Raw genomic sequence first — 25319 nt, 5'->3', positions numbered from 1 at the left:
TTTAAACCTGTTGATAAAATTATTCGACGTAAAGCATTGATTTGTACGCGATCTTCTCGATCACAGCATCAGTCTATAGTCTTCGGCTCGTGTTTTTTTCGCAAGATTCAGCTCAAATCACTATCATTATTAAATAATAGTTAGGAATTAATAATGTTAAATATAAAAATAAGCCAAACGTCTTTATTAGCGTTTGGCTTATTAATTAAATCAGGCTATATAAGTATCAAAATCGCTCAGTGCTTCAGCACCTTTCTTGCGATCTTCTGGGTTTTTAAAACTAATACGTAATGCACCATAAATATCTTCACGCACTTCTAAAATTCTTAGGTTGCTTATAGAAATATTATGTAAACTCAAGATATTTGTAACTTTGCTTATCATACCCGATTTATCCGGAATATCCACATATAGATCATACTCAATAGATAGCGCGCCTTGTGATTTAAGGGGAAGTTCATCACGATATATTTTAGCATCGTTATAAAAATCATATAAGTCATCAGAGCTATCACGCTCAATGAGAGCAATAACATCTTCCATTTGTGTTTTCCATTCGTTTAAAATAGTTAAGATTGTGTTTTTATTTTCAATCGTAATGTCTCGCCACATAACAGGGCTACCACTCGCAATTCTTGTGATATCCCTAAAGCCACCAGCTGCAAGTGTTTTTACAAGGCTAGATTCATCAGCATGATTGGCATTTAAATGTACCAAGCTCGAAGCAATGATGTGGGGGACATGACTTACGACACCTGTCACGAAATCATGCTCTTTTGGAGTTATAGAAATAAACTTCGCATCTGTAGTTTTTAATAAACTTTGGATTTCTTCAAAAGCCATGTCATTAGCTGATTCATTATGAACGAGTATATAAAATGCATTTTCAAATAAATGTTTTTTTGCATTTAACACACCTGACTTATGACTACCCACCATAGGGTGTCCACCAATCAGATGGATATCGTGAGATAAAAGAAGTTGTTCATATTGTTGGATGGTTGACTTTGTACTGCCAGTATCTGTAATAATCACATTCTTTTTCATATGATAGTTTGGTAATTCTTGTAAGTATTTTATCGTTTGTTGTACCGGTGTTGCGTAAATGATGATATCTGCACTTTCAACGCTCGATTTATAATCTGTCGATTGAAAATCAATAATACCTATAGATAAAGCTTTATCTAATTGAGAGGTATCTGCATCATAAGCTGTGATTTCTATATCATCGTGATAATATCTTAAATTACTCGCTAGACTTCCGCCAATAAGACCTAAGCCAACGAAAAGTATTTGTTTCATTGTGCGAATCACCTCTATCAAAATTTTCAGAATAGTAACATTGTAAAGCAGCAAATGTTATTTCGCAATATGCATAAACTCTGAAAATGAAGATTTAACTTACTAAGCAAGTTATAATTTAATGAATTGATATATACTTTGTATGATGAAAAGGTATGAGATAATTCAATAAAGATTTATGTATGAAAGAATAAAAACAAAATAAAAAGCATTTAAATTATATAGGAGTGGTGAAATTGAATATACAAAATATTTTGATTGCTGGTCAATATGAATCTGCTTTTCAGCAATATTTGATGCATTTAGAAAAGTATCATTTGCGTTTTCAATCGATTGATATGATTTCAGAAGGTGATATGGAGTGGGCAGATGCTTATGTAGGCTTTGCGCCTAGTAAAGTATTTCATCCTGCTAAGGTAAGTTGGGTCCATGCGTTTAATGCCGGTGTAAATAATTTTTTAGCAATAGATGGCTGGAAGACATCAAATACGGTATTAACTAGAACTGTGAGTGACTTTGGAGAAAAAATGAGTGAATATTGTTTGAGTTATATATTAAAAGATTTGCAACATCACAAATTATTCCAATCCCAACAAAAAGATAAGATCTGGTCATGCGAAACACCCGCTGCCTTGAAAGATCAAACGATAACGATATTCGGCACTGGTGAAACTGGAAAAGTAATAGCAAAAGTTTTATCGTCATTTGGCACAACTGTATACGGTGTTTCAAGTAGTGGCGAAAACAAAAGGTACTTTAAACAAGTAAATACGTTAGAAACATCCAAAACATTGATTGAACAATCGGATTATATTATTAGTACCTTACCGTTAACACAACAAACTGAAAAACTATTTAATGAACAAATCTTTAGTTATTTAAACAATGCTTATTTTATAAATGTTGGTAGAGGACAGGGTGTTGATACAAATCATCTTATAAAGGCACTAGATTCTGAAAAAGTCAGACATGCAGTATTAGATGTCTTTGAGTCAGAACCATTACCCAAATCATCAGAGTTATGGCACAGGGAAGATGTTACGATAACGCCACATATTTCAGCATTAACAGATTTAGATGATGCTATTTCATGCTTCTATAACACATTAGAACATATAGAAAGAGATGAAACATTATCCAATCAAGTAGACTGCAGTAGAGGTTATTAAATTGTAATAATTAAGTTGTCTGATCTAATCATGTGATAAAAATGAAAATAACTAATTTAATAAAATTAGCCTCAATTTCAAAAAAGTTATTTGCATTAAGTTTAATAATATCGATAATATCAACACTGTCAGGTTTAATAATGCCTATATATTTAAAAATAATAATAGACCAATTTCAAAGGACGGGATTGAAGTCTTTAGATATAATTTTAATAATAGTTTTATTTATAAGTAGCGCAATCTTAGGATCAATTTCCTTATATATATTTAAATATATTGGTAGTAAATCTATGTTAAAAATTAGAAGTCGTATTTGGGAAAATGTTTTAAAATTAGATTTAGCAACTATTTATAAATATGAAAGTGGAGAAATAATTAGTAGGCTTAAAAATGATATTGAAGAACTTAATTATTTTTTGACTAATACCATACCAAATGCACTAAATTATTCTTTAACCTTTTTAGGTGCACTCATTATGTTATTTATTTTGGACTATAAAATCATGTTTATAACTATTGCAATTATCCCAATGGTTTGCTTAATAATATTCCCAATCGGAAATATTACATATAAACTCTCTTTAAAACTTCAAGATCAATTATCAATTTTTACGTCTAAGTTAAATAACGTTTTGACGAATATAAAGTTGGTGAAAGCTTATACATTTGAATTCTTTGAGTATAAAAGGATTAATAAAATAATGGAGAAAATACTTGAAGTAGAGTTGAAAGATGCAAAGGTCAAAGCTGTCATAGCACCAATCATGTCATTGGTTACAATAGGAACGATATTGTTCATTGTAGGATATGCAACATTTAGAATCAGTAATGGCACACTTAGTACTGGAACATTTATCGCAATATTGTATTATGTATTACAGATAATCCCAGCTATTATTTCATTTACAACGTTATACAATGAGGTTCAAAAAGTAAGAGGTGCCAATGAAAAAATTAATGAGTTGTTATCTGATGATAATTTAGAAACCGAAAAAATATTGTTTCATGAGGTTCAATTAAATTTACAAGAATTGAAAATCAGAAATGTGACTTTTAAATTTGATAAAACTCCAATACTAAAAAATATTAACTTAACAATAAAACCAGGTGAGACAATTGCTATCGTTGGACCATCAGGTGCAGGTAAATCAACACTTTTTGATTTAATTTTAGGTCTTTATAAAGATTACGTAGGTGAAATCATTTATGGTGATAAAAATATAAAAGATATTAATATAATTGATTGGAGAAACACCATAAGTTATGTTCCTCAAGAAAACAATATAATGAGCGGTACCATATTAGATAACATTATTTATGGTAAAAAAAGCATAGTGTGTTTTGATGCAATACAGACTGTTTGTAGTAAATCAAATTTAATACAAACAGTTAGCAACTCTCCGAAAAACTTTTTGACTGCAACAGGTGAAAATGGAATATTCTTATCTGGGGGACAAAGACAAAGAATTGCGTTATCAAGAGCTATGATGAAAAACAGTAATATTTTCTTGTTAGACGAATTTTCATCCAATTTGGATAGTCAAACTGAAAATATTTTGGTAGCTAATATTACTAAATTTATGAGAAATAAAACTTGTTTAATTATAGCTCACAGAATGTCGACAATAAAAAATGTAGATAGAATCGTATTCATGGAAAATGGCTCTATAACTGGTTTAGGAAGCCATCATGAATTATATAATTCCCATAAGTTATATAAACTTTTTATTGATAGTCAAAATCGTTTTAAATAACGGAGGTATGATATTCATGGAAATTATAATAGAACTTTATATGGTTATAAAAGAAGAAACCCAAAAATACTTTTTAGTTAAAAAAATAAAAAAGAAATTTTAAAAAATAGCTCAAATAAATACGGACTTAAATAATTTATATCATGATAATAAAGAATGCTTTGAAAATGATGAGAAAATCATAGATAGAATCTTGAAAGTAGATATAAGCAATCGTAGTGAACTGAACAAGCTGCAATCATTTTTAGAAAGTTACTTAGAGCAGAATATATGATGAAAGTAGCAATATTAGATACAGGTATTGATGGCTATCATGATAGGTTAAAAACAAATATTAATTTTTAATATTGAAAATATTTTTTATACTGAATATTGTAATGAGTCTAAGTTAATTGTTATCAAGGCTCATTTTTTAATATTCTTATAAAGGTGATTTTTAACCAAGCTATAACCGAGATAAATGATTACCCAAGTTAGAATAGCTAAATAGACAAATATAATTATAATATTTACGTCACTGTTCCCATTAAACCAATTTATCAAAATCACTATGCTTCTTATAAACAAAGCCCACATAATTATATTTAAAATTAATTTTTTCAATATAATTCAGCCACCTTATTATGAAATGTAATTTGTTACAATATTTTATAATGAATTCCATATACTGTAAATCAATTTTAAAGTTTTTTTATACTATTTGTATAAAAGGATAAAGTTTTTGCGTTTAGTATCACTGTTATCAAATAGGAATTTCTATTCAGAATCTTACCAATTTTAGAAAATAACAGTTAAACTAAAGATATACATATAAGGAGGGGATAGTATGACGGAATCCATTTTTACGACAATTCAAGCATTAACGAATATTAATAGTCCTTCAGGGCATGCAGAAAAGGCAGTTAAATACGTTAAAGATGAAGTTGAAAAGTTAGGTTATACGACTCATATTACTAACAAAGGCGCGTTGATTATTACTGTAGAAGGCGAGAATAATCAAGACCATAAATGTATTACAGCCCATGTGGATACATTAGGTGCGATGGTAAAAGAAATTAAGGAAGACGGTCGTTTAGCATTAGATTTAATTGGTGGCTTTAGTTATAACGCAATAGAAGGGGAATATTGCGAAATTGAAACTTCTGCAGGACAAACTTACACAGGGACAATATGTCTACATGAAACAAGCGTACATGTATATCGTAATAATGATAATGTGCCTAGAAATATAGACCATATGGAAGTAAGACTAGATGAAAAGGTGAATACAAAAGCAGATACAGAACAATTAGGTATCGAGGTAGGAGATTTTATAAGTTTTGATCCTAGAACACAAATCACATCTTCGGGTTTTATAAAATCACGTCATTTAGATGATAAAGCAAGTGTTGCCATGATTATAGAGTTTTTAAAAGCAGTTAAAAAAGAAAATCTCAAATTACCGCATACGATTCAATTTTACATTTCTAATAATGAAGAAATAGGCTATGGTGCCAATGCTTCAATCACATCAAATATTGTTGAATTTATTGCATTCGATATGGGTGCTTTAGGGGACGGTCAAGCTTCAGATGAATATACGGTTTCTATCTGCGCTAAAGACGCATCAGGTCCATATCATAAGGCATTACGTGAACAACTCGTGAATCTATGTAAAACAAATAAAATCCCATACAAAGTTGATATTTATCCATATTATAGTTCTGACGCTTCAGCAGCATTAAAAGCAGGTGCAGATATAAAACATGGCTTATTCGGTGCAGGTATCGAATCATCACATGCACTAGAACGTACGCATATTGATTCATTAAAAGCGACACAAGCATTGTTACATGCTTATTGTTTAGCACCGATTCAATCATAAATATATTGAACCCTAGATTATCTATTTAATTTTGCATTGCACCTATATATGATGTTATAATATATTTAACAAGAGTTTCGTGCATTGAATGCACCAACCCCCTCGCTACCACTAATAGCGAGGGGGTTTTTTGGTGTGGTTAATGTCGTCTTTTACTTGTCATTACGATTACGTAACCAATACGCAAATAAGGTAACGATGCAACCACTAATTACTGTGACAGTGGTATGAACAAGAGCTTCGATCATTAATATGCACCTCCTCTCTACGTCATATTGACGCCTGAGAGATAGACGACGCTAATATTATATCATTTATAATATTAAAAATATATTCTATTATATTTTTGTTGATTAAGCATCGTATTCATAGATAATAAATCATTGATTTTCATATAAAATATCATAAAATAGTAATGGAAATTCAGCGGATTCCATGTACAAAGATGATAAGCTATGCTAAAAATAAGCTTGAATGTAACTTTTGTTTTTATGAAAAGGAGATACAGAATGAAAAAACAGTAATCTTAAACCTTTTGTTTTTAATATTATTCATCATTTTTGCTTTAGCATTTTTTACTAACTTTTTTGGTAGTGGGGCGATATATTTCATTATTATTATGCCTATTTTAATGCTAGTCATTGGGGGTTATGTATTCAAAACCAACTTCAAAAAATATAACCAAAATGATTTCAACAATAATCATCGCTTAAAGTAAAATAATAATTAATATAAATTCAAATGTTGACAAATTAAAAATATCCTTGTAGCATACTAGGTAATTACTTTTCGCAACTTAGGTTGCCATTTGAAAGATAACGTAGCATATATGACATGTAGCAAGCAGAAAGCTAATGGTTGATGGAAATTAGCACTACATATAATGTGAATTGGGCTTTTAGATGTAATTAAAAATTATAATATTTAAAGTGAACAAATAATTTGTTAACTAAGGTGGCACCACGGTAACGCGTCCTTACAGATATGCGTTAGTGTGGTGTTTTTTTATATACAAAAAAATAAGAAAGCAAAATGAAGTAAGTAATGTAAAGGTAGAAAGCAGAAAGTTAGTGGTTGATGGAAACTAACACCTACATATACTGAAATTGGGTTTTGTTGGATAACAAATGAATAAATCAATGAGAGAGTAGATCAAAGCAAGTATATATCTACTAATTTAGGTGGTACCGCGCGTCAGCGTCCTTAACAATGTTTAAGGATGCTGATTTTTTTTATGAGGAGGAAAATAAAATGAAAGTGCAATATCAAAGATTAAATGCAGAAGTAACACCAGAAGCGTTAGCAAGATTGAGAGAAAATAAAATCGTATTAGAGAGTTCAGAACAATTGAAACTAAAAGGGCGTTATTCTATAGTGATTTTCGATACTTACGGTTCAATCACATTGGATAATGAAACAATGACTGTATGTACACCAGAAGAAAACAGAGTAGAACATGAGCAACCTTATAGAAAAATGAAAGATTTAATTGATCAATATAAAGCAGAAATTGAAGACGAAGCATTAGCGTTATTACCTTTTATTTCTGGTTTTGTAGGATCATGTAGTTTTGATTTAGTAAGACATGAATTCCCAGTACTAAAACAAATCAATCTTGAAGATCATCCACAACATGATGCTAAGTTTCATATGGTTGAAGATGCATATATATTTGATCATTACAAAGAGCATTTATACGTTATTGCAACAAACTTATTTTCAAAAGAAAATGACGAGCAATTAAAAGCACGCGTGGCAAAACGTGTAGAAGAATTAAAACAAATTACTATTTATCCTTCTGAGCTTGAACATATAGCTACAGAAAAAGAGATCAAATCAAATATTGCACCTGAACAATTTATTAATACAATTAGTAAAATGAAGTCACTTATTCAACAAGGTGATATGTTCCAAGTTGTACCATCTATCGTTTATAGTTACGAACATCATTTTGGTCAACAATTACAAGCCATGTCTTATCAGCTTTATCAAAATTTAAAGCGTCAAAATCCAAGTCCATATATGTATTACTTGAATATGGATCAGCCGATTGTCGTTGGTAGTTCACCGGAAAGCTTTGTAAAAGTAAAAGGACAAACTGTAGTGACTAATCCAATTGCTGGAACGATAAAACGAGGTGCTACTGAAGCAGAGGACCAAGCAAACGAAACAAGTTTAAAAAACGATGAAAAAGAATTAAGCGAACACAGTATGCTTGTTGATTTGGGTAGAAATGATATCCATCGTGTAAGTGAAACAGGGACTTCGATAATCGGTAAATTAATGACAATTGAACGTTACGAACATGTGATGCATATCGTTAGTGAAGTTACTGGACAGCTTAAAGACAATTATTCACCGATGACAGTGATTGCGAGTTTATTACCCACAGGTACTGTATCAGGCGCACCTAAGCTAAGAGCGATTCAACGTATCTATGAAGTACAACCACAAAAACGTGGCGTTTACAGTGGCGGTATTGGTTATATTAATTGTAACCACGACTTAGATTTCGCATTAGCGATTCGCACAATGATGATTGATGACACGAACATTAATGTGGAAGCAGGGTGTGGTGTGGTTTATGATTCAATTCCAGAAAAAGAACTTGAAGAAACAAAATTAAAAGCTAAAAGCTTATTGGAGGTTTCACCATGATACTTATAGTTGATAATTATGATTCATTTACTTATAACTTAGTAGATATGATTGCACAGAAAGAAGAAGTGATGATTAAATATCCGGATGATCCATCTATCTATAATCTGGACATCGACGGAGTAATCATTTCACCCGGTCCTGGCCATCCATTAGATACAGACGATTTAATGCAAATCATTGATCATTATAAAAATAAACCGATTTTAGGCGTTTGCTTAGGGTCGCAAGCTTTGACTTGTTATCATGGTGGCGATGTTATCCAATGTGATTATATAAAACATGGTAAAAAAGACCAAATGCGTATCACAAAAGAAACATTGTTATACACTGATATTCCAGAATATTCAGAAATTATGCGGTATCATTCATTGATGAGTAATCCTCAAACGCTACCTGAAACATTAACAATAACGGCACAAACAGAAGATTGCATACAGTCATTTGAACACACACAATTGTTACATTATGGGATTCAATATCACCCCGAGTCATTTGCTACGGCACATGGTAAACAAATCATTAATAACTTTTTAAACATAATGAAGGAGGTAACAGAAGATGGAGCTACAAACACAGTTAAAACAATATAAACCACTCAACCAAACACAAATGAATGAATTTATAGAATTACTTATTTCTAAAAATCTAGAAGACAGCGTAAAAATCGAGTTGCTCGAAACGTTTTCTGAAAAAGAAACTACACAAGAGGAGTTAACTTATATATCAAATAGTTTAATTCATTCTATGTATCGTGAACAACCGTACTATCCTAATGCTATGTGCGTTTGTGGCACGGGTGGAGATAAATCAAATAGTTTTAATATCTCTACAACTGTATCTTTTGTTATCGCTAGTGCAAGTGTACCCGTCATTAAGCATGGTAATAAGAGTGTCACTTCATCATCAGGAAGCACGGATTTGTTAAATGCAATGGCTATTAAGTCAAGCACTGTTGAAGATACACCAAAACAATTAGACGACAATGGATTGGTCTTTTTAAATGCTACTGAAACATATCCGATAATGAAAAATATTCAACCTATCAGAAAAGGTATCAGCAATCCAACAATATTTAATATTACTGGTCCAATCATTAATCCTTTTAAATTAGATTATCAAGTCATGGGTGTTTACGAAACATCAAAATTAGAAAAAATTGCACAAACCTTAGCAGATTTAGGACGTAAAAAAGCAATCGTTGTATACGGTGCAAATGGCATGGATGAAGCTACATTATCTGGCGACAATATTATTTATGAAGTAACAGCAAATGAAGAAATTAAACAATATACACTGAATGCAACAGATGTAGGTTTAGATTATGCGCCAAACGAAGCACTTGTTGGAGGTACACCACAAGACAACTTAGAAATCACGAAGCATATATTAAATGGAACAGATCATAGTGCTAAGAGAGATGTTGTTATCTTGAACGCAGGCATCGCACTCTATGTAGCAGAAAAAGCTGAAACAATAGAAGCTGGTGTGAAAGCAGCACAAGCATTAATCGAAAGTGGTAAAGCTTTAGCGCAATATAATAAAATGGGAGGCAAAACGTATGACTATATTGGATGAGATTGTAACATATAAAAGAGGTTTACTAGAGCAAGGTTATTATGAAGATAAGTTATCAACACTAGAAGCAGTGGATATTTCACATAAAAAAACATTCCAATCACAATTAGACGATTCAAATCAACTTGGGGTGATTGCTGAAATTAAATCTAAAAGTCCAACACTTGATGGATTACCAGCAAGAGATTTAGCGCAACAAGTAAAAGAATATGAAGCGCATGGTGCGAATGCAGTTTCTATATTAACGGATGAGCATTATTTTGGTGGTAGCTACGAACGCTTACAGGCATTAACAACAGAAACATCATTACCAGTATTGTGTAAAGATTTTGTAGTAGATCCCATTCAAATTGATGTTGCTAAAAAAGCAGGCGCTTCGATAATATTACTTATCGTTAACGTTTTGACTGACCCAGAATTAAGAGAACTATATCGATATGCAACATCGCAAAATTTAGAAGTGCTCGTAGAAGTTCATGATAAAGAAGAATTGGCACGTGCATATAAATTAGATCCGAAAATTATCGGCGTGAATAATAGAGATTTAAAGCGTTTCATTACAGATGTCTTGCATACAAATGAGATTTTAGAAGATAAAAAACCAGGTTATTACTATATTTCAGAAAGTGGTATCAAAGATGAGCAAGATGTTCAAAATATCGTTGATTCGGGTATAGATGGTTTATTAATTGGTGAATCATTAATGAAATGTGATGACTTAAGTCAATTCTTACCAGGTCTAAAATTAGACAAGGTACAACGATGAAGTTAAAGTTTTGTGGCTTCCGCACATTAGCCGATGTAAACAAAGCAAAAGACTTAAATATTGATGCGATGGGGTTTATTCATTTTCCAAAGAGTAAAAGGTATGTGGATATTCCAACCATTAAACAATTGACTGAAGTTATACCTGACGATAAAGAAAAAGTAGTCATCGTTGTTAATCCAGATTATGACACGATTACCAATTTGATAACGCAGACGCAGATTTCAACAATTCAACTCCATGGTAATGAACCGTTAGAAACTGTACATTTTATTAAAAAAAGTAATCCGAACATTAAAGTTATCAAAGCCTTACCCGCAACGGACCAACAAACATTAACGACAGCTATTGATTATTATAAAGATAATGTAGATATGTTTATTATTGATACACCATCGAAGTCTTATGGTGGTACAGGTAAAGTATATGATTGGGAAATGTTAAAAACAATCAACGATGTTAACTATTTAATCGCAGGCGGTATGAATTACTACAATATACAAGCTGTAACATCTTTAGACTTAGCACATCAAGGCTATGATATCGCTAGTGGCATAGAAACAAATAATGAAAAAGATATGGAAAAAATGGCAGCAATTATTAAACTCGTAAAAGGAGCAAATTAATTATGAATAAAAACATACAAACAGAAGCAGATGAATTTGGTTTCTTCGGTGCTTATGGTGGTCAATACGTACCAGAAACGTTAATGCCAGCAATTCAAGAATTGAAACAAGCTTATCAAGAAGCCAAAGCAGACCCTAAATTTCAAGAAGAATTAGATGGTTACCTTAAAGACTATGTTGGTCGTGAAACACCATTGACATATGCTGATTCATATACAGAAGCCCTTGGTGGCGCCAAAATTTATTTAAAACGTGAAGATTTAAATCACACTGGTGCGCATAAAATAAACAATGCATTAGGCCAAGCACTATTAGCCAAAAGAATGGGTAAAAATAAACTTGTTGCTGAAACAGGCGCGGGTCAACATGGTGTTGCGAGTGCGACGGTTGCTGCATTATTTGATATGGAACTGGTAGTATTTATGGGTGAAGAAGATATTAAAAGACAATCGTTAAACGTATTTAGAATGGAATTATTAGGTGCGAAAGTTGAATCTGTAACTGAAGGTCAAGGGACGTTATCAGACGCTGTTAATAAAGCATTACAATACTGGGTAAGTCATGTAGATGATACGCATTATTTATTAGGTTCAGCTTTAGGACCAGATCCATTTCCAACTATTGTAAGAGATTTACAAAAAATCATCGGTACAGAAATCAAAGCACAAATTCAAGAAAAAGAAGGGCGTTTACCAGATGCAATTGTAGCTTGTGTTGGTGGTGGATCTAATGCCATTGGTACATTCTATCCATTCGTTCAAGATGATGTGAAATTATATGGCGTAGAAGCTGCAGGTGAAGGTTATGATACAGATAGACATGCACTAGCGATTAACAAAGGTAAAGAAGGCGTATTACACGGTACTAAAATGTATCTCATTCAAGATGAAAATGGTCAAATTCAACAAGCACATTCCATATCTGCAGGTTTAGATTATCCTGGTGTTGGACCAGAACATTCGTATTATCACGATATAGGTAGAGTGAAGTTTGCAACTGCAAGTGATAAACAAGCGATGGATGCTTTAGTTAGATTTACAAAAGCTGAAGGTATTATTCCAGCTATAGAAAGTGCACACGCATTAAGCTATGTAGAAACGTTAGCACCAACGATGGGCAAAGATGAAATTCTTGTTGTTACAGTTTCGGGACGTGGCGATAAAGATATGGAAACGATTAGAAATTATATGAAAGAAGGCGGTGATTCTAATGCGTAAACTATTCATTCCATATATTATGGGTAATAAATCTTTTATTGAAAATCTTAAAACTGTCAGTGATGCAGGCGCTGATATTGTTGAAGTAGGTGTGCCATTTTCAGACCCAGTGGCTGATGGACCAGTCATTATGGACGCTGGTAGCAAAGCTATAGAAGAAGGCGTCAATATTCAGTATATTTTAGATCAACTTACTGAACATCGTGACTCAATATCAAGTAAATATGTATTAATGACTTATTATAATATTATAAATTTTTATGGAGAAGATGCATTTTTAAAAGCTTGTGAAAAAGCAGGTGTCCACGGTTTAATCATTCCTGATTTGCCACATGAACTTGTGCAACAATTAAAAGAACGTCATCCTGACAGAAAAGTGAATATTATTTCACTCATTGCTATGACGACATCTGAAGAACGTAGTAATCAAATCGCTCAAGATGCGGAAGGATTTATTTATACAGTAACAATGAATGCGACAACAGGAGAAAATGGTAAGTTCCATCCTGAACTTAAAGATAGAATTAAACATATAAAATCAATGTCCAATGTGCCCGTGGTTGCAGGATTTGGTATTCGTACACCAGAACATGTATCAGATATCATAGAAGCTTCTGATGGTGTGGTTATAGGGAGTGAAATTGTTAAACGATTAGCACGAGATCCAAAAGCAGACACAGTCAGCTATTTTAATTCTATTAGAAGTGCGCTCGATAAAAAAAGTGAATAAAGCATTGTGTGTGTAATACGTTGGAATTATGGGTACGCTACTAAGAGAGAGAATACATTTTTGAAGTATGTAGCATGTAATTTAAAGTGATGCAATTTCATAGAATTAAATATAGCTATTCTCTTATTTTTAAAAAGAGGTGACATAATTTGAGTAAAAAAGTCTTGTTTATCATAACAAGTGTAAACCAATTTGAAGATGGTACACCAACAGGATTATGGTTAGAAGAAGCAAGTGAACCTTATAATATATTAACAGCAGCAAACATTAATGTAGATATAGCTACAATAAATGGCGGAGAAGTCCCATTAGATCCTAATTCCACACAGAATGGTGAGCTTAATAAATATAAAGCATTTGTTGAGCAAACGAAATCAGCATCAAGTATAGAAGATATAGATGTGAGTCAATATGACGCTGTATATTTACCAGGAGGTCACGGCACTGTATTTGATTTTGCGCATAATCAGAAGTTAGCTTCAGTACTTGCTGACTTTAAAGCAGATGATAAAATCATTGCATCTGTATGTCACGGACCGAGTGCTTTTGTCGGTGCTAAAGATAAGAAAGGTAACTTCCTAGTGAAGGGTGTGACGTTAACTGCATTTACAGATGAAGAGGAACGTGCGATGGGCTTTGAAGACAAAGTACCTTTTTTAACTCAGACAGAATTAGAAAACCAAGGCGCTCAATTTGTAACTCAAGACAACTTCACTGAACATGTAGAAACAGATAATCAATTTATTACTGGTCAAAATCCACAATCAAGCGTAGCAATAGGTGAAACATTACGAGACGCTTTAAATTAGAACATAGTATGATAGGGAGTGGGACAGATATACATGTTCCACTCCTAACTATAAAGAAAACTGGAAAACTTATTAAGTTTTCCAGTTTTTGTTGTTATAACTATGGGCAAATGTGTTTAATTGCTCATTCTTTGTTAAAATAAAAGTAGTGATATAATAAGTCATACATAAAGTTCATGTATAATGAATTTATATATGCTATTGATTTAGTTTTATAAATGGTTATTGTATAATAATCAAGATTGAAGTTTAAACTCAAATAAAAAAAGAATTATAAACAAATAGGAGTATACAAAATGAAATTTACGAATTTAACTGCTAAAGAGTTCGGTACATTTACAGATAATATGCCAAATAGTCATTTCACACAAATGGTAGGAAACTACGAATTGAAAATTGCAGAAAGTACAGAAACGCACTTAGTTGGTATTAAAAACAATGAAAACGAAGTCATTGCAGCATGTTTACTTACTGCAGTACCAGTAATGAAGTTTTATAAATATTTTTATACAAACAGAGGACCTGTTATAGATTTTGAAAATAAAGAACTTGTTCATTACTTCTTTAATGAATTAACTAAATATGTTAAAAAACATAAAGGTTTACATTTAAGAGTTGATCCTTATTTAGCTTATCAATATCGTAACCATGACGGAGAAGTGTTAGAAAATGCTGGTCATGACTGGTTTTTCGACAAAATGAAACAATTAGGATACAAACACCAAGGATTTTTAACTGGCTTTGATCCAATTCTTCAAATTAGATACCATTCAGTATTAGATTTAGCAGGTAAAACAGCTAAAGATGTACTTAACGGTATGGATAGTCTACGTAAACGTAATACAAAAAAAGTTCAGAAGAATGGTGTTAAAGTAAGATTCTTAGAAGAAGACGAATTACCAATCTTCCGCTCGTTTATGGAAGATACATCTGAATCAAAAGAATTTGATGATAGGGAAGATAGCTTTTATTATAATAGATTGAGATATTATAAGAATCGTATCTTGGTTCCATTAGCTTATATGGATTTCGATGAGTATATCGAAGAATTAAAAGCAGAGCGTGATGTCTTAAGTAAAGATATTAACAAAGCGATTAAAGATATAGAAAAGCGACCTGAAAATAAAAAGGCTTATAATAAACGAGATAATTTAGAACAACAGCTTATTGCAAATCAACAAAAAATAGAAGAAGCGCAATCATTACAGGCTGAACACGGTAATGAATTACCAATTTCTGCAGCTTACTTTATTATTAATCCCTATGAAGTGGTTTATTATGCAGGTGGTACTTCAAATGAATTTAGACACTTTGCTGGTAGTTATGCGATACAGTGGAAGATGATTAATTACGCTATTGACAATAATATAGATAGATATAACTTCTACGGTATCAGTGGTAATTTCACAGAAGATGCGGAAGATGCAGGCGTAGTGAAATTCAAAAAAGGATTTAATGCTGAAGTCGTAGAATACGTTGGAGATTTTGTAAAACCTATTAATAAGCCAATGTACAAAATTTATACGACATTAAAAAAACTAAAAGATATTAAGAAGTAGATATAAATTATAGAAGGGAACTAAGCTAGAATGAAATTTACAGAGTTAACCGTCAAAGAGTATGACAATTTTGTACAAAACCCGGCATTAGAGAGTCATTACTTTCAAGTAAAAGAAAATATTGCAACAAGAGAAGAAGATGGATTTCAAGTTGTACTATTAGGCTTAAAAGATGACGACAATCAGGTTATTGCTGCTAGTCTTTTCTCTAAAATTCCTACAATGGGAAGCTATGTTTATTATTCTAATCGTGGTCCAGTTATGGATTACAATGATTTAGGTTTAGTAGATTTCTATTTACGTGAATTAGATCATTATCTTCAACACCATAATTGTTTATATGTCAAAATGGACCCGTACTGGATCTATAAAATATACGATAAAGATATCAATCCATTGCCAGAACCAGATAAGAATGACGCATTAGTCAACTTATTTAAATCTCATGGGTATACACATCACGGCTTTACGACTGAATATGATACATCTAGCCAAGTAAGATGGATGGGTGTATTGAACTTAGATGGACAAACACCAGCTTCTCTAAAAAAACAATTTGATAGCCAAAGAAAACGTAATATCAATAAAGCAATCAATTTTGGTGTTAAAGTTAGGTTGTTAAATAGAGATGAATTCGGTCTTTTCTTAGATCTTTATCGAGAAACTGAAAAACGTGCTGGCTTCGTATCTAAAACAGATGAATATTTCTATAATTTTATTGATAACTATGGTGATAAAGCTTTAATACCTTTAGCATATATAGACTTAAATGAATATATTGAAAATACACAAGAGAGTATTAATGATAAAGAATCACGTAGAGATCAAATCATGCAGAATGAAAATAAAACAGATAAACAGTTGAAGAAAATTACAGAACTGGATAAACAAATAGAGCATGATAAAAAAGAGTTAATGCATGCAAGTGAATTAAGCTTAACAGATGGTGCTATATTAAATTTAGCTGCTGGTGTTTATTTTGCAAATGCATATGAAGTAAACTACTTCTCTGGTGGTTCATCAGAAAAATATAATCAATATATGGGGCCTTATATGATGCATTGGTACATGTTGAACTATTGTTTTGACAATGGTTATGGTCGCTACAATTTCTATGGTTTATCAGGCGATTTCACTGAAAATAGTGAAGATTACGGCGTATATCGCTTTAAACGTGGTTTTAATGTGCAAATTGAAGAATTAATCGGCGATTTTTATAAACCAATTAAGAAAACAAAATATTGGTTATTTAATACGTTGAATAATGTTAGAAAAAAAGTTAAAAAATAGCATAAAAAAAGAAAGCATTCTGGTATGTAAGCCCTAATCAGTATGCTTTCTTTCGTTCTGAAGTTAGTTATACTAGGATGGCAATTCCAATATAACAATGAACTAAATGTGGATTAGTCTGAGATGTTAATTCTTGTTGTTCTCCACAATTTTTAGTATAGCATAGGATTTCAGCAATGCAATAACCTTACATTATAATAATTTTATAGTAAAATTTATTTTTATAACATATTTAAAGTAATATATATAATTGTTATGAAAATGTGAGAAGCGCACTACAAGACGACTTGTAGTGCGCTTTCTAGCGTGATTTTTCAAAATACGCCCTATTTAATTATTTATAAGTTACGGATCATTAAGATAATGCTTTAATGATATAAGTTATACCAATAATAAAGAATACCGCACTCATGAAGATAGCAACTAAAATTGCCGCCATAAGTTGATTGAACAGTAAAATAATACCGAAAACAACCGTAATAATGTTCAAAATAATCGATACAATATGAAAACCTTTATTTGATTTTTCAAGTGGCGTTACCGTAAACATATTAAATAACGCATTAATAATAAACCAAATAGCAAATAAATAAACAATAAATGTCGTACTTGTAACGATATTAAATAAAATCAATAACCCTAAAATAATATTAATTACACCAAGTACAAGTACTATGGTTGAGGCATTTTTATCTGTTTTTTTCATTACACGACGAACGAAAATTTCTAAAAAACCGTTAATAATAAATAGTAGACCTATGAGCCATGTAATAGCAAATAAGTTTTCTTCAGGAAAGCTTAAAATAAACACGCCAATAATTAGAAAAATGACGCCAATCACTAAACTCGACCATTTGATTCGGGAACGTTCCTGCATAAATTTCACTCCTAAATGATTATCTAAATAGTATATACCCAAATGACAAAAAAGAACACGTTTTTTATAGGCGCCTATATTTATGTTATGTAACCCTATAAGTATTTGGTTTAAATAAAAAACCTTTTTTCTAAGGATTGCTATAAAAATCAAGGATAAGCCAAAATAATAGCAAAATTAAAGCAAAAAGTATTATTTAATCTTACAATTATAAAGTCATTAAAAACAAGGCGCTGAGAAGTCGATTTCTGAGCATTTAAATATGAGTTTGTTGGTCTATATCCATCCGAATACACGTAACATTATGAGCTTGATCATTATATAAAGCATAGCAATAAGCAAAATAAGTTTCTAAGATCCACACAGCTAAAGCTAAATATGTTTAGATATATCTATGTAACGAATGATATTACCATATAATTGATTGTAGATAGTTTAAGAGTTAATATATGACAATTATAACAAGACATTAAATGAGATGCGTAAATATTTAATGATGTAATGTAGTATATTTATGAAAAAGCTAAACTAGGATTAATAAGCATAAATGCTAAATACATAATAAATTAGTAAAAATAGCTATATAGATATGTAAGTTTTAAAATTTACTTTTTAGTTTACATAATATATATTATAGGAAGTTATTATAATTTGATAGAAAATACCCTAATTGTTAATTCACTACCTATTATGTTATATATGCTTGTTAATGCAATCATTCTTTCAAGTACTTTGATGTAATTTCTTCTTGTTCATTATGCATGTATTACGATAGCTTATAGCTTTGATTAGCTTGTTACTATTATACTTTACTGATGCTATCAAATTATCGACTTTACTATATTGGTTTAAACCTCATATATAGTATATGCTGTGGTTTAAATTATGATATAACATTTTACTAAATCACATTTTAAAACTTCGCTTGAATTACTTAAACATGCTATTAAATCATCACCTTAAATTTAAAGATGTAAATAAAAAATGAACTGTAACTTAAATTATAGCTACAGTTCATTTTTTATTTTTGTTTATAATCTTCTAATTCATCTTTTGGGATGCCACCACGTTTACGTATTTCTTTTCTAGCTTTCTTTTCGCGGCGTTTACGTCTCCAGTTACGTGTCATGTACCATATTACAAAGCTTAGAATTAAACTTAATATCGTCATAAACGCAGCAAAACCTAATAAAGGTTCATATGTAATATCTTGGAAATTTGGTATTAAAAATGCAGCTATTGCTAATACTACTAACGTTAAGATTGGTGCAGTAAACCATTTATTTAAGACAAGATTGCAAAATACTGTTACTAATATGACAGCAACTATAGTAATCCATAAAAAATTAGGCATATCAAAAATAGTCATTTATTCCACTCCTTTTTATTTAATATTTATACTTTACTTACATTATATATATCATACTATATTTTCTATATAAATACATTCAGTCTTGAGCAGTATAATTTTATATTAAATTAATATAAAATACGTGTCAATCCAGTTTGGTTTACTGTTCCCCACTTTTAATATAGATAAACTTTCGGTTATCATTTATGCGGGTCATTCATGTATAATTAATTATGAATACAATATAAATGTAGAGGAGTAGATTATATGGCTGAAACACTACCATTTAGAAATAATGTTCCAATTGAAGAAACATGGGACGTAACTGACTTATTTAGTTCTGATGATGCATTTTATAACACACTGAATGATACATTGGAACAAGCTAAGGCATTTAATCAACAATATGCAGAGCAATTAATTGAAGTGAATATTGTTGAAGATGCACTGGATGCATATTCTGAACTATTAATTCAATTAGATAGAATGGCAAATTATGCTGAGTTAAGATTGAGTGTTGATACAGCTAATGAACATGCACAGACATTAAGCGCAAAATTGTCTACATCTTATGGAAAAATCGCTAGTGAACTTTCATTTGTAGTTTCAGAAATATTAGAGCTATCTGATCAAACACTTGAACAACTTATTCAAACATCAAAGTATCCCCATTTTTTAACGAAATTAAAAGCGAATAAGGCACATCAATTAACTCCAGAAGTTGAAAAAGTATTAGCAAGTTTGTCCCCTACTTTTGAGAGCGCATTTGAACTTTATGGAACTACAAAAATGTTGGATATTGAATTTGAACCATTTGAATATAATCAACAAACATATCCTTTAGATTATGCTACTTTTGAGAATGAATATGAAGATAACCCAAATGAAGCATTTAGAAGAATAAGTTTCAAACATTTTAGTAATGCATTAAGTAAGTACCAACATACGACAGCAGCGACATATAATATGCAAGTGCAACAAGAGAAAATCGAAGCAGATTTAAGAGGATATGATTCTGTTATTGATTATTTACTACAAGAGCAAGAAGTGACGCGAGACATGTTTAACAGACAAATTGATGTGATTATGAGTGATTTAGCACCTATTATGCAAAAATATGCGAAATTAGTTAAACGTGTCCATGGCTTAGATGTAATGCATTTTGAAGATTTAAAGGTTTCTATTGATCCAAACTACGAGCCAGAAATTTCAATTGAAGATTCTAAACAATATATTTATGGTGCTTTAAATGTACTTGGTGAAGATTATTTAGAAATGGTTGAAGCTGCTTATAAAGAGAGATGGATAGATTTTGCGCAAAACAAAGGTAAAGAAACAGGTGCTTATTGTGCGAGTCCCTATGCTTCACACTCATATGTTTTTATATCATGGACTGGTAAAATGACTGAAACTTTCGTGTTAGCGCATGAATTAGGTCATGCGGGCCACTTTACATTAGCACAAGCGCATCAAAATTATTTAGAATCAGAAGCTTCGATGTACTTTGTAGAAGCACCTTCTACTATGAATGAAATGCTTATGGCGAACTACTTATTTAAAAATAGTAATGATGCTAAATTTAAACGTTGGGTAACAGGTTCTATTATTTCAAGAACATATTACCATAATATGGTTACACATTTACTTGAAGCTGCTTTCCAACGTGAAGTTTACAATAAAGTCGATCAAGGAGAATCATTGACTGCACCAGTACTTAATGACATTATGCTTGATGTCTATAGTCAATTCTTTGGAGACAGCGTGAAACTTACGGAAGGTACAGAGCTAACTTGGATGAGACAACCACACTATTATATGGGATTATACTCTTACACGTATTCAGCTGGCTTAACGATTGGTACAGTGATGTCTCAACGCATTCAAAATGAAGGACAACCAGCTGTTGATGCTTGGTTAGATACCTTAAAAGCTGGAGGTAGTAAATCACCAGTAGATTTAGCTGAAATTGCAGGTATTGATATCCGAACTGAACAACCATTAAAATCAACAATTGGCTATATTGGCAAACTTGTTGATGAATTAGAAACACTGACTGAGGAAATTGAAAATAAATAGTATTTTATAAAATTAAAAAGCACAATGGCAATTTTGAAGATCATCTACTTTCATTTATTTGAAAGCGAGTTATCTTTGTAAAGCCATTGTGCTTTTATTATGTGGAACATTTTTATTTATTATAGGATTCATAACGTTCACCTGTAATAAAGAAATAAATGTTTTCTGCTATATTGCAAATGTGATCTCCAATACGTTCTAGATGTCTTGCAGCTAAATGTGCTTGACCTGCAACGAAAGGATCGTTATCTATTAAATAAGTTGTGTTTACAATATTTTTATAGATATCATCAATATCTTTATCGCGATCAATGATTTCTTTTATTAAGGTAATATCATTATCATTAACTGCATCATCTAAGTCTTTTAACATTAAGAGTGCAAGTTTGCCCATAGTGTTAAGTCTCGTCAGTACATATTCGTCAATAATTTTTGCACGTAATCTAATTTTCGCTATACTTGCTGCATTGTCGCCTATACGTTCAAAATCAGTAGCAATTTTTAAAGCAGCCATCATTAAACGTAAATCAGTAGCAATCGGCTGTTGCTTAGTGATAAGCAGGACTACTTTTTCATTAATTGCAGTTTCTTGCTCATTGATTTCTTTATCCTTAGCTATTGTTTGTCTAGCATAATTACGATCTTCTTCACTTAACGACGTTAGTCCAAATTCTATATTACGATATACATAAAGACCAAGTCGACGTAGATCTTTAATAAGTCCGTCTAGTTGGCCTTCATATTTATGTCTAATTGTTGCCATAGATTAACCGAAGCGACCTGAGATATAATCTTCAGTTTGCTTATCTGCAGGATTGGAGAAGATCTTATCAGTGTCGTCGTATTCATTAACATAGCCGTTAAGGAAGAAAGCAGTTTTATCAGAAACACGAGCAGCTTGTTGCATATTATGTGTAACAATAATGATTGAATATTGTTCTTTAAGCTCTTGAACAAGTTCTTCAATTTTTAATGTTGATATTGGATCTAAAGCTGATGTTGGCTCATCCATCAATATAACATCTGGTTCAATAGCTAACGTACGAGCAATACAAACACGTTGTTGTTGTCCACCAGATAAACTATAAGCATTTTTGTCTAAGTCATCTTTTAATTCATCCCAAATTGCAGCGCCACGTAGAGATTTTTCAACAATTTCATCTAAGACTTTTTTGTTTTTAATACCATGGATTTTAGGACCATAAGTGATATTGTCATAAATTGATTTAGGGAATGGATTTGGTTGTTGGAATACCATACCTACATTTGTTCTCAATTTTTCAACTGAATATTTATTATCGAAAATATTTTTATCACGATACATTATTTTACCAGCAGTTTTAACAGATGGCACAAGTTCAACCATACGATTTAATGCTTTAATATATGTTGACTTACCACAACCTGAAGGTCCAATAATTGCTGTTACATTATTTTCTAAAATATCTAAATTAATATTTTTTAAAGCATGATTTTCTCCATACCATAAATCAAGATTTTTAGTTGAATAGACAATTTTCTTTTGGCTATCTGGAATTTTATTCTCTGAATGATTTGGCTCAATAGTTGCTATTGGTGAGTCATTACGGTCAGTATGTGATTTTAATGTATCGTTCGTATCGTTATTATCTATAATTTGTTTATTCATAATTAAAACTCCTTTTTATAGACTAGATGCTAAGATTTTACTGAAATCCTAGCATATTCCCATTTACTAGCCTTATTTAAATAGTATTTCTTGTATCTTAAGTTTAGTATTTTTTACTATATTTATTTCTTAAGAATATCGCTATTGCATTCATTAATAGTAATATAACGAGTAATACGATAATTCCTGCCGATGCAACGTTTTGGAATTCTTCTTGTGGTAATTTTGTCCAGCTATAAATTGACATTGGTAACGCTTGGAATTGATCGAATATTGTAGATGGTAGCTGTAATAAAATCGTTGGTATACCAATTAAAATTAATGGTGCTGTCTCACCTAATGCACGAGATAGTGCTAAGATGAAACCTGTCAAAATACCAGGAATCGCCGCTGGTAACACAACACGGCGTATTGTTTGCCATTTGTTGGCACCTAGTCCGTATGAAGCTTCCTTTACAGAACTAGGTACAGATCTGATTGCTTCTTGGCTAGCTACAATGATTACCGGTAAGATAAGTAACGACATTGTTAATGCAGCCGCTAAAACAGAGTTGCCGAGTGCAATTGAATCGATACCCATACCTCTTACAAAAATTGTAAGACCGAGTAAACCAAACACGACTGAAGGTACACCAGCTAAGTTTGAGATACTCACTTTAATAAAGTTTGTAAGTGCATTTTCTTTAGCATATTCTTCTAAATATATTGCAGTACCAACACCTAAAGTAATTGTTATCGGGATAATAGTAACCATTAACCATATAGTACCGATAAAAGCACCTTTAATCCCTGCCATTGAAGGCGTTGATGATGAGAAATTAGTGAAAAATGATGGAGTTAAGTGTCCAGCACCTTTTATAAGTGTATCAATGAGTAATGCCGCTAATACAAGCAAACCAACCATTGTACAGGCAAAGAAAGCCCATTTATTAACTTTATTTGTCGTTAACCTTCCAGAGAGTTTCTTTTCAACTGTTTGTTGGTCTACGAGCACATTTTTGTTTGTTTCAGTCATATTAATACTCCTCTCTGAAACGTTTCGTAATCCATTGAGAAATCAAATTCATTGCTAATGTGAATAAGAATAAAGTGAATCCTACCGCATAGATACTATAGTAAGTATCAGTACCAAATGTTGCATCACCTGTTGCTACTTGAACGATATAACCTGTCATTGTTTGGATAGAGCCTGTTATATCTAGTGATGCACTCGGTGTACTACCTGCAGCAAGAGATACGATCATAGTTTCGCCAATTGCACGTGAAATCGCTAATACAATTGAGGCCATAATACCTGAAGTTGCAGCTGGTAAAATAACTTTAGTTGCTACTTCAAATTTTGTAGCACCTAAACCTAGTGCACCTTCACGCATTTTGTTTGGTACCGATGACATTGCATCTTCACTCATACTTGATATTAATGGAATAATCATTACACCAACTACAAGACCTGGACTAATAGAGTTGAAACTGCCTATGTCTGGAAAGATTCCACGTATTAACGGTGTAACAAATGTTAGAGCAAAGAAACCGAATACGATTGTTGGAATACCAGATAATATTTCTAATATTGGTTTGATAATACTTTTAGCACGTGGCGAAGCATATTCACTTAAGTAAAGTGCTGCACCCAGACCTAATGGCACTGCTACGATTGTAGCTATTACAGTTATCTTCAACGTACCTAATATTAATGGCCAAATTCCAAATTTAGGATCAGATGAGAATGGTGTCCATTCCATCGAAAAGAGAAATTCTGTAATAGGAATACGTGTGAAAAACGTAATGGTTTCTGTTAATAATGTGACTACAATACCGATTGTCGCTAATATAGAAAAAATTGCTATTGTACCTAAAATAATTGGAACAATTTTATCGCTTGCACCTTTTTTATTGGCATTGTTTTTTTCTATCATTTCGCTTACGGAGCGGTTTTTATTCGCCATGTAAATTTCCTTCCTTCATATAGACTCCGAAATTTATAAAAAAAGGTTGGGATGTTTAGAAATAGAGAAACAAAGTGGACGTTATTCCCATCGCCACTT

At 31.7% G+C, this 25319-nt stretch carries 22 protein-coding genes; 14 read left to right on the top strand and 8 right to left on the bottom strand.

Features of this window, described 5'->3' with window-relative positions:
- Positions 1-210: 210 nt before the first annotated feature.
- Positions 211-1302, bottom strand: a complete 1092-nt coding sequence (locus NSR03_RS05700) for a prephenate dehydrogenase (RefSeq protein ID WP_056935613.1) — start codon at positions 1300-1302, stop codon at positions 211-213.
- Positions 1303-1538: 236 nt separating this feature from the next.
- On the opposite strand from NSR03_RS05700, the gene NSR03_RS05695 reads away from it, so the two are divergent.
- The 3 genes from NSR03_RS05695 to NSR03_RS05685 all read left to right on the top strand — a co-directional run bounded on the left by NSR03_RS05695 (position 1539) and on the right by NSR03_RS05685 (position 6089).
- Complete coding sequence (locus NSR03_RS05695) at positions 1539-2471, top strand: D-2-hydroxyacid dehydrogenase (RefSeq protein ID WP_069820828.1); 933 nt, start codon at positions 1539-1541, stop codon at positions 2469-2471.
- Between the two features lie 41 nt (positions 2472-2512).
- Complete coding sequence (locus NSR03_RS05690) at positions 2513-4225, top strand: ABC transporter ATP-binding protein (RefSeq protein WP_081333662.1); 1713 nt, start codon at positions 2513-2515, stop codon at positions 4223-4225.
- Positions 4226-5051: 826 nt separating this feature from the next.
- Positions 5052-6089, top strand: coding sequence for a M42 family metallopeptidase (locus tag NSR03_RS05685; RefSeq protein ID WP_069820829.1), 1038 nt, complete (start codon positions 5052-5054; stop codon positions 6087-6089).
- Between the two features lie 152 nt (positions 6090-6241).
- Here the strand turns inward: NSR03_RS05685 and NSR03_RS05680 are convergent, their stop codons facing one another.
- The gene (locus NSR03_RS05680; protein ID WP_002512389.1) at positions 6242-6337 is read right to left on the bottom strand and encodes a type I toxin-antitoxin system Fst family toxin; all 96 of its coding nucleotides are present in this window, start codon (positions 6335-6337) and stop codon (positions 6242-6244) included.
- A gap of 1003 nt (positions 6338-7340) precedes the next feature.
- Between NSR03_RS05680 and NSR03_RS05675 the strand changes: the two genes are divergently transcribed.
- From NSR03_RS05675 to NSR03_RS05630, 10 genes are all read left to right on the top strand, one after another.
- A complete protein-coding gene (locus tag NSR03_RS05675) occupies positions 7341-8747 on the top strand; it encodes an anthranilate synthase component I (RefSeq protein ID WP_069820830.1) in 1407 nt (468 codons plus the stop codon).
- On the top strand, positions 8744-9340 hold the full coding sequence (locus NSR03_RS05670; RefSeq protein ID WP_069820831.1) for an anthranilate synthase component II: 597 nt from the start codon (positions 8744-8746) through the stop codon (positions 9338-9340). Before NSR03_RS05675 ends, NSR03_RS05670 begins: the two co-directional genes overlap by 4 nt.
- Complete coding sequence (trpD, locus tag NSR03_RS05665; protein WP_002507666.1) at positions 9309-10325, top strand: anthranilate phosphoribosyltransferase; 1017 nt, start codon at positions 9309-9311, stop codon at positions 10323-10325. The genes NSR03_RS05670 and trpD overlap by 32 nt, the downstream gene beginning before the upstream one ends.
- Positions 10309-11091 (top strand): indole-3-glycerol phosphate synthase TrpC, encoded by a 783-nt coding sequence (gene trpC, locus NSR03_RS05660; RefSeq protein WP_069820832.1) that lies wholly within the window; start codon positions 10309-10311, stop codon positions 11089-11091. Before trpD ends, trpC begins: the two co-directional genes overlap by 17 nt.
- The gene (locus NSR03_RS05655; RefSeq protein ID WP_069820833.1) at positions 11088-11717 is read left to right on the top strand and encodes a phosphoribosylanthranilate isomerase; all 630 of its coding nucleotides are present in this window, start codon (positions 11088-11090) and stop codon (positions 11715-11717) included. The genes trpC and NSR03_RS05655 overlap by 4 nt, the downstream gene beginning before the upstream one ends.
- A 2-nt stretch (positions 11718-11719) precedes the next feature.
- Positions 11720-12934 carry a tryptophan synthase subunit beta gene (gene trpB, locus NSR03_RS05650; RefSeq protein ID WP_021338819.1) on the top strand — a complete coding sequence of 405 codons (1215 nt, stop codon included), beginning with the start codon at positions 11720-11722 and terminating at the stop codon, positions 12932-12934.
- A complete protein-coding gene (gene trpA, locus NSR03_RS05645; RefSeq protein ID WP_069820834.1) occupies positions 12927-13664 on the top strand; it encodes a tryptophan synthase subunit alpha in 738 nt (245 codons plus the stop codon). The genes trpB and trpA overlap by 8 nt, the downstream gene beginning before the upstream one ends.
- Positions 13665-13813: 149 nt before the next feature.
- On the top strand, positions 13814-14473 hold the full coding sequence (locus NSR03_RS05640) for a type 1 glutamine amidotransferase domain-containing protein (protein ID WP_069801511.1): 660 nt from the start codon (positions 13814-13816) through the stop codon (positions 14471-14473).
- A gap of 296 nt (positions 14474-14769) precedes the next feature.
- Positions 14770-16032 (top strand): aminoacyltransferase, encoded by a 1263-nt coding sequence (locus NSR03_RS05635; RefSeq protein ID WP_002507660.1) that lies wholly within the window; start codon positions 14770-14772, stop codon positions 16030-16032.
- A 30-nt stretch (positions 16033-16062) separates the two neighbouring features.
- Positions 16063-17322 carry an aminoacyltransferase gene (locus NSR03_RS05630; protein WP_069820835.1) on the top strand — a complete coding sequence of 420 codons (1260 nt, stop codon included), beginning with the start codon at positions 16063-16065 and terminating at the stop codon, positions 17320-17322.
- Between the two features lie 355 nt (positions 17323-17677).
- On the opposite strand, the gene NSR03_RS05625 is transcribed toward NSR03_RS05630, so the two are convergent.
- Complete coding sequence (locus NSR03_RS05625; RefSeq protein ID WP_069820836.1) at positions 17678-18199, bottom strand: HdeD family acid-resistance protein; 522 nt, start codon at positions 18197-18199, stop codon at positions 17678-17680.
- Between the two features lie 1021 nt (positions 18200-19220).
- Positions 19221-19568: a hypothetical protein gene (locus NSR03_RS05620; RefSeq protein WP_021339148.1), complete on the bottom strand. Its 348-nt coding sequence runs from the start codon at positions 19566-19568 to the stop codon at positions 19221-19223.
- A 249-nt stretch (positions 19569-19817) separates the two neighbouring features.
- Between NSR03_RS05620 and pepF the strand changes: the two genes are divergently transcribed.
- On the top strand, positions 19818-21626 hold the full coding sequence (pepF, locus tag NSR03_RS05615) for an oligoendopeptidase F (RefSeq protein WP_021339149.1): 1809 nt from the start codon (positions 19818-19820) through the stop codon (positions 21624-21626).
- 112 nt (positions 21627-21738) lie between these two features.
- On the opposite strand, the gene phoU is transcribed toward pepF, so the two are convergent.
- The 4 genes from phoU to pstC all read right to left on the bottom strand — a co-directional run bounded on the left by phoU (position 21739) and on the right by pstC (position 25220).
- On the bottom strand, positions 21739-22389 hold the full coding sequence (phoU, locus tag NSR03_RS05610; protein ID WP_002507655.1) for a phosphate signaling complex protein PhoU: 651 nt from the start codon (positions 22387-22389) through the stop codon (positions 21739-21741).
- Between the two features lie 3 nt (positions 22390-22392).
- Positions 22393-23274, bottom strand: coding sequence for a phosphate ABC transporter ATP-binding protein PstB (gene pstB, locus NSR03_RS05605; RefSeq protein ID WP_021339150.1), 882 nt, complete (start codon positions 23272-23274; stop codon positions 22393-22395).
- A gap of 103 nt (positions 23275-23377) precedes the next feature.
- Positions 23378-24289: a phosphate ABC transporter permease PstA gene (gene pstA / locus NSR03_RS05600; protein ID WP_002507653.1), complete on the bottom strand. Its 912-nt coding sequence runs from the start codon at positions 24287-24289 to the stop codon at positions 23378-23380.
- A 1-nt stretch (position 24290) separates the two neighbouring features.
- Entirely contained in the window at positions 24291-25220 is a 930-nt protein-coding gene (gene pstC, locus NSR03_RS05595) for a phosphate ABC transporter permease subunit PstC (protein WP_002507652.1), read from the bottom strand.
- Positions 25221-25319: the final 99 nt, after the last annotated feature.

It is taken from the genome of Staphylococcus sp. FSL W8-1207 (assembly GCF_038003745.1).
GTDB classification, from domain to species: domain Bacteria; phylum Bacillota; class Bacilli; order Staphylococcales; family Staphylococcaceae; genus Staphylococcus; species Staphylococcus equorum.
This window is presented reverse-complemented; position numbering and strand designations above follow the sequence as displayed.

Coding starts and splice junctions, on each gene's coding strand:
- NSR03_RS05700 (WP_056935613.1), bottom strand. CDS start 1,302: ATGAAACAAATACTTTTCGTTGGCTTAGGTCTTATTGGCGGAAGTCTA.
- NSR03_RS05690 (WP_081333662.1), top strand. CDS start 2,513: ATGAAAATAACTAATTTAATAAAATTAGCCTCAATTTCAAAAAAGTTA.
- NSR03_RS05685 (WP_069820829.1), top strand. CDS start 5,052: ATGACGGAATCCATTTTTACGACAATTCAAGCATTAACGAATATTAAT.
- NSR03_RS05680 (WP_002512389.1), bottom strand. CDS start 6,337: ATGATCGAAGCTCTTGTTCATACCACTGTCACAGTAATTAGTGGTTGC.
- NSR03_RS05675 (WP_069820830.1), top strand. CDS start 7,341: ATGAAAGTGCAATATCAAAGATTAAATGCAGAAGTAACACCAGAAGCG.
- NSR03_RS05670 (WP_069820831.1), top strand. CDS start 8,744: ATGATACTTATAGTTGATAATTATGATTCATTTACTTATAACTTAGTA.
- trpD (WP_002507666.1), top strand. CDS start 9,309: ATGGAGCTACAAACACAGTTAAAACAATATAAACCACTCAACCAAACA.
- trpC (WP_069820832.1), top strand. CDS start 10,309: ATGACTATATTGGATGAGATTGTAACATATAAAAGAGGTTTACTAGAG.
- NSR03_RS05655 (WP_069820833.1), top strand. CDS start 11,088: ATGAAGTTAAAGTTTTGTGGCTTCCGCACATTAGCCGATGTAAACAAA.
- trpB (WP_021338819.1), top strand. CDS start 11,720: ATGAATAAAAACATACAAACAGAAGCAGATGAATTTGGTTTCTTCGGT.
- trpA (WP_069820834.1), top strand. CDS start 12,927: ATGCGTAAACTATTCATTCCATATATTATGGGTAATAAATCTTTTATT.
- NSR03_RS05635 (WP_002507660.1), top strand. CDS start 14,770: ATGAAATTTACGAATTTAACTGCTAAAGAGTTCGGTACATTTACAGAT.
- NSR03_RS05630 (WP_069820835.1), top strand. CDS start 16,063: ATGAAATTTACAGAGTTAACCGTCAAAGAGTATGACAATTTTGTACAA.
- NSR03_RS05625 (WP_069820836.1), bottom strand. CDS start 18,199: ATGCAGGAACGTTCCCGAATCAAATGGTCGAGTTTAGTGATTGGCGTC.
- NSR03_RS05620 (WP_021339148.1), bottom strand. CDS start 19,568: ATGACTATTTTTGATATGCCTAATTTTTTATGGATTACTATAGTTGCT.
- pepF (WP_021339149.1), top strand. CDS start 19,818: ATGGCTGAAACACTACCATTTAGAAATAATGTTCCAATTGAAGAAACA.
- phoU (WP_002507655.1), bottom strand. CDS start 22,389: ATGGCAACAATTAGACATAAATATGAAGGCCAACTAGACGGACTTATT.
- pstB (WP_021339150.1), bottom strand. CDS start 23,274: ATGAATAAACAAATTATAGATAATAACGATACGAACGATACATTAAAA.
- pstA (WP_002507653.1), bottom strand. CDS start 24,289: ATGACTGAAACAAACAAAAATGTGCTCGTAGACCAACAAACAGTTGAA.
- pstC (WP_002507652.1), bottom strand. CDS start 25,220: ATGGCGAATAAAAACCGCTCCGTAAGCGAAATGATAGAAAAAAACAAT.